This is a genomic window from Secundilactobacillus pentosiphilus, assembly GCF_002217985.1.
Taxonomy (GTDB): Bacteria; Bacillota; Bacilli; order Lactobacillales; family Lactobacillaceae; genus Secundilactobacillus; species Secundilactobacillus pentosiphilus.
On record NZ_BCMI01000049.1, the window covers coordinates 1 to 4897 of the forward strand.

At 38.0% G+C, this 4897-nt stretch carries 6 protein-coding genes; 5 read left to right on the plus strand and 1 reads right to left on the minus strand.

What is annotated here, in order from left to right:
* The first annotated feature begins 1361 nt into the window (after positions 1–1361).
* The 3 genes from CES81_RS12870 (at position 1362) to CES81_RS12880 (ending at position 3312) form a co-directional block, all read left to right on the plus strand.
* A complete protein-coding gene (locus CES81_RS12870; protein WP_010010558.1) occupies positions 1362–2168 on the plus strand; it encodes a ParA family protein in 807 nt (268 codons plus the stop codon).
* Between the two features lie 2 nt (positions 2169–2170).
* A complete protein-coding gene (locus CES81_RS12875; protein ID WP_089122106.1) occupies positions 2171–2539 on the plus strand; it encodes a DUF5388 domain-containing protein in 369 nt (122 codons plus the stop codon).
* Positions 2540–3147: 608 nt separating this feature from the next.
* The gene (locus tag CES81_RS12880) at positions 3148–3312 is read left to right on the plus strand and encodes an MFS transporter (protein ID WP_089122107.1); all 165 of its coding nucleotides are present in this window, start codon (positions 3148–3150) and stop codon (positions 3310–3312) included.
* 94 nt (positions 3313–3406) lie between these two features.
* On the opposite strand, the gene CES81_RS12885 is transcribed toward CES81_RS12880, so the two are convergent.
* The gene (locus tag CES81_RS12885; RefSeq protein ID WP_024855672.1) at positions 3407–3976 is read right to left on the minus strand and encodes a recombinase family protein; all 570 of its coding nucleotides are present in this window, start codon (positions 3974–3976) and stop codon (positions 3407–3409) included.
* 207 nt (positions 3977–4183) lie between these two features.
* Between CES81_RS12885 and CES81_RS12890 the strand changes: the two genes are divergently transcribed.
* Together CES81_RS12890 and CES81_RS12895 are read left to right on the plus strand one after the other, a co-directional pair.
* Positions 4184–4471: a type II toxin-antitoxin system RelB/DinJ family antitoxin gene (locus CES81_RS12890; protein ID WP_057903466.1), complete on the plus strand. Its 288-nt coding sequence runs from the start codon at positions 4184–4186 to the stop codon at positions 4469–4471.
* Between the two features lie 2 nt (positions 4472–4473).
* A complete protein-coding gene (locus CES81_RS12895) occupies positions 4474–4782 on the plus strand; it encodes a type II toxin-antitoxin system YafQ family toxin (RefSeq protein ID WP_089122108.1) in 309 nt (102 codons plus the stop codon).
* Positions 4783–4897: the final 115 nt, after the last annotated feature.

Consider the following 4897-nt stretch of genomic DNA (forward strand, 5'->3'; position numbering starts at 1 on the left):
TCATCAGATGAATTATTGTATTTCATCTGACAACCATAAAGGGATTATCGCACAGTGTTAAACCGGGAGCCTTTTTTAGTATACCAATTTCTACTTCAGATAAGGCGGCTTATCCCAAGTAACCCACATTCACCGCGGTACTTCCACATTCCGTTATTTTTCGATTGTGAATTTGTCCAAAAAAGAAGTCGTATAGGTCGCAGATTGGCTTTAATTGGGGAAAATGAGTTTGTGAAATTCACTGAAATTACGTCTAGGCCATTCCCTTGAATTCAACTGTCTCATTCTTTGTATTAACCAAAAACTTACCGACACTCCCCTGATACTTCACGGATACTTTAAAGGAATACTTGTAATTTACCCGAGTATATCGAATACTACTAATTCTTCCCTGATACCCTTGACTACGCAAAACTCTCTTCACTTGGTTCCTTTGTCGATCAGTAATTCTTGCAGAACTCCGATAGATTGTCTTCTTAACGATCACATCTGGATTCAATGGAACAATGTAATCCTTACATTCCAACAATTCCACCAACTTTCTTTTTTTCTTTATATTTGTCTTGACGGGTTACGGTTTTCCATTCAGTTTAGAGGGAGTGACGTTTTGAGCGCAGAATTGTTCCCTGGAAACAGCTATTTGGAATAACTGAACCAGAGTACAATTCTACTACTAAAAGTTTCCCCTTAGTTCGTCGGTCGTTAACGCCCGTCGCTTGTCTGTACAATTGCGGTATTGCTACCACCACTCATTATAAACCTACGTTTTCGGTTTAACCTACTAAAAAACGCCCTAGCAGGCGTTGGTAATACGTATTTATGTTTGTTCGATCACCAACTAATCAGTGGCACCAAGCCGAAGCTTCGTTTTACCACCCGCGCCGTTAATGGTCGCGCTCACCATTCACCACCCAGCCGTACAGATGACCTTGTTGTGGTATAGCCAGACTTATTGAAGTCGCACTGGCAAACGTGTCCCCTTGGATTTAGACCCCAGCTTGTCCCCTAGGGCTTTAAAAATCGCACCGGCCATGATATAATAGTCATTAAACAACGATGACTTTTATGTGGCGCTCACCGATTCCCGTCGGTGGGTGTTTTTTTGTATTCACTTACAAGTACAATTGTATTTCTCTCAATAAAAGAAATCAACACTTTTTTAAAAAATGTATACATTTTTACATTAGTACAAATACTAATGTAAAAATTAGTATTTGTATACTCATTCAAAATGCCTCTATTGCAGTCTACATAGAGCTCATGTATACATTTTTACTTTTACACACTTGTATTTGTATACATGTACTAATTTTTGTGCTATGCTTTAAGAGCATTACACTACATATTTATGAGGTGATATTTTGGATAGCAAAGTCATAACATTTTCAAACTTTAAAGGCGGGACTGGCAAGACAACTAATAGTACAATGACTGGTATCGAGTTGGCACGTCGTGGGTATAAAACACTATTAATAGATTTGGATCCTCAAGCTAACGCCACTAATTTATATTTAAAAACTAAAAATAACGTCGGCGGTGAAGTAACTTCTTTTGATGAAACCTTGATGACCGCAATTAAAAACAAAAACCTCAAACCAGCTATCATCAACGTAATCCAAAATTTAGATATTCTTCCATCCTCAGCTGACTTTTCTTTATATCCTAGATATATGGAGAATATAATTTCTGACTACACCGATCGTGTAAAATACTTGTCTACCTTAATAAATCCGTGGAAAGATGACTATGACTACTTGTTGGTAGACGTTCCACCTACAATTAGCCTAATCACAGATACCGCATTATATATGACAGACTACGCGATTGTCGTTCTTCAAACTCAGGAAAGATCGCTTCAGGGTGCCCAGGCATTCATCAAATACATGCAAGATCAAATTATCAATGAATTCCACGCTCCGACATTAGATTTACTAGGAATATTGCCGGTTTTGCTGAAAAATGGTGCCCCTGTCGATAAGAGCACCTTAGCTAAAGCAATTGATATATTTGGTAAAGAAAATATTTTTGACATAACAATTAAAAATATGGAACGCTTAAAACGATATGATGTAACCGGGGTGACATTTAAAGATCAGTTTGATAAAGCAGTTCAAGACGTATACTCCAACGTTACTGATGAAATATTTAGCAGAATGGCTGGTGAATAGGAATGAGCGGATTATTAAACAATCCCAATCTAAAAAAACAACCAAAGACGGACCCACTTGATCGTGGACAAGATATCAAACCCAAAAACACCTTTACTACAGATGATCTTAAAAGTAATAATGGCAAACCATCAAAACCGGAAAAAAGCGTTGCAGATTCTGTTACTTTTTATGCTAACGTTAGAATCAACAACCATATTAAGAACAAAGCGGAAGCTTTATCTGGAATTGGTCTATATAAATCTCAAAAAGATGCCATTGATAACGCATTAGACTATCTCATTGATTCTTTAGACGCTGAAGACAAGCGAAAATTTACTTTTCAATTAGATATTCTGGAGAGTAGAGACGCCCGAACTAGGGGAAAATAATATCGCGCTCTCAGACAACACGTTCAGCTTTTAGACGTATACTTGTCCGTTTAAATTAAGCAGAATGCACACAAAAAAGTCCTCTATTATGCGGAATAGAGGGCTTTTCTGAAATCAGTACATACAGGCTTTGCTTAGGAGCGTTGCTTGTGTCCATTTAGGACATACACAATCATAGCACGTATTTGACAACTATATACACGTATAAGCAAACAATGCACGAGAATGCGTTTATATGGTAGATTGTAAAGAAAGTGGCTCATCAACAATTGAACAGCCTATTTTCCACTACTGGATCAGCCAAATTAACAACTAAAAACAAACAGACGAACCTAAGACGTGCCCTTAAACAAGCGGCCAAATCTCAAGTTGATTTACCATAGCCCCAAAAGGGAACCGATCTTCACCAGGTCTACCAAGCCCAGAAGAAGTTAGCACTAGCTACTGACAACTTAAAAGCGGGTAACCAGCAACTAGCACTTACCTTAACCAAGTTAGAAACTCAAAACACCGCTATATCTAAACTGTCAATAGCTTCTCAAAAAATTAATTTGGGTAATCAGAAAATAAGCCAGGGTCAGAAAAAATTGTTAGTAGGTCTCAAACAATTGGCACAAAAAGAAGCTTTAACGACAGCTTTGAGAAAAATTAAGCATACTAAGAATCGACAGATCAGCCAGGCCTTCAGTCATACCTACTTAGTAGGAGCGGTGATTGTTTTGATTCTGTCACCAATTGCTTTGTTGACAGATCGTAAGCCATTAAAAAGTTGAACTGGGAGCTAGCCATTAACTTTAATACGGATTACTAGCTAAATCTAAAAGGGGCCTCGTATTCGAAGCCCCTTTTGGTATGGTGTAAACAGTTTTAAAATATATTGTTTTTAACTAATTTAAATCGTCGCTGTTGCGTGCGTTTACTAATCCCCGTCTTTCGTTCAATCATTTTATAGGTCATGCCTTGTTTTCGTAATTCGTAGGCAAATCTGATTTGTTCCTCAGAATACGTTTTCGGTCGCCCTTCCCGAAACAACGGATCATGTTGCTTGGCATACACTTTACCTTCTTGTGTGCGCGTGACAATCATATCGCGTTCAAACTGCGCAAAGGCGCTAAATATTGTAAAGACTAGTTGGCCAGTCGGCGTATTGTCAATTAAGCCCATATTCAAAATGTTAACTTTGACATTTTCTTTAAACAACTCTTGGATAATGGCTAAGGCCTCGCGTGTGTTCCGCGCAAACCGATCCAACTTAGTGACAATCAAAGTATCGCCTGTTTTTAGAACGCGCAACAGTTTTTGAAACTCCGGTCGTTCGGTAGTTGTGCCGGTAAACTTTTCTTGAAAGATTTTTTCTGCTCCTGCCAATTTTAGTAACTCAATTTGATTTGCTAATTTTTGATCAGTGGTACTGACCCGCGCATAGCCATATTTCATCTTTTTATCTCCTTACTTATGTCATTAAGTAATGACACGGTTCTAACCCTTTAATTATACAGTATCAAAAAAGAGGCCACAACTGTTAAGTTATGGCCTACGCTTAAGAAATAGTTCAAATCAAAATGATAAGCAATAATCAATTTGATAAGTTTGACATCGATTGTATGTTATAATGGCGTTAAATAAAGAAAGGCGGGGATAAATATGGCAACGAGTGCAACCACTATTCGTCTTGATAATGAGCTTAAAGAAAAATTGACAAAAGAATTAAGTGCTACCGGTTTAAGTATTAACGCTTACTTTAACATGGCAGCAAGACAGTTAATCCTTCAAAAGAAGATCCCGTTTGAGGTTTTGACTGAAACAGACGAACCGACAGAGGAAACTAGACGTGCCTTAGTGGCAGCAGAGGCTAAAGAGTTGGGGATCATTCCAGATGATGTCCCAGAATTTGATAATACACAAGATCTAAAGGATTTTTTGGATAATTAAGTATGTATAAACTTAAACCTGAACCACAATTCAAAAAAGATTATCGCCAACTTAAACAGGTACGCCCTGAGTTGATCACTGATTTAATGCAAGCCTTAGAACAACTTCAAATAAACGGTATCGTTAATCAGGAGTATCAACCACATGTGCTTAAAAATCGGGGCGGTAATTATAATGGACACTATGAATTTCATTTATTAGATGGGAAAGTGGATATTCTGGTCATTTATATGCCCCATAAGACTAATCCAGTGATCCGTTTAGTTCGAATCGGTGGACACGACGAACTGTTCCATGGCAGTTTAAACTAAACATCAAAAAACTAGCGAATTCCCCCCTGAGTGTGGGGAATTCGCTAGTTTTTATATTACGACCTAAAGGTTGAAAGTTAAATAATACAGAAAAGCCCCGGCACGCCGGGGCTTT

Bases quoted from the DNA above. Each gene is read 5' to 3' on its own strand.
- CES81_RS12875 (WP_089122106.1), top strand. From the start codon at position 2,171: ATGAGCGGATTATTAAACAATCCCAATCTAAAAAAACAACCAAAGACG.
- CES81_RS12890 (WP_057903466.1), top strand. From the start codon at position 4,184: ATGGCAACGAGTGCAACCACTATTCGTCTTGATAATGAGCTTAAAGAA.
- CES81_RS12885 (WP_024855672.1), bottom strand. From the start codon at position 3,976: ATGAAATATGGCTATGCGCGGGTCAGTACCACTGATCAAAAATTAGCA.
- CES81_RS12895 (WP_089122108.1), top strand. From the start codon at position 4,474: ATGTATAAACTTAAACCTGAACCACAATTCAAAAAAGATTATCGCCAA.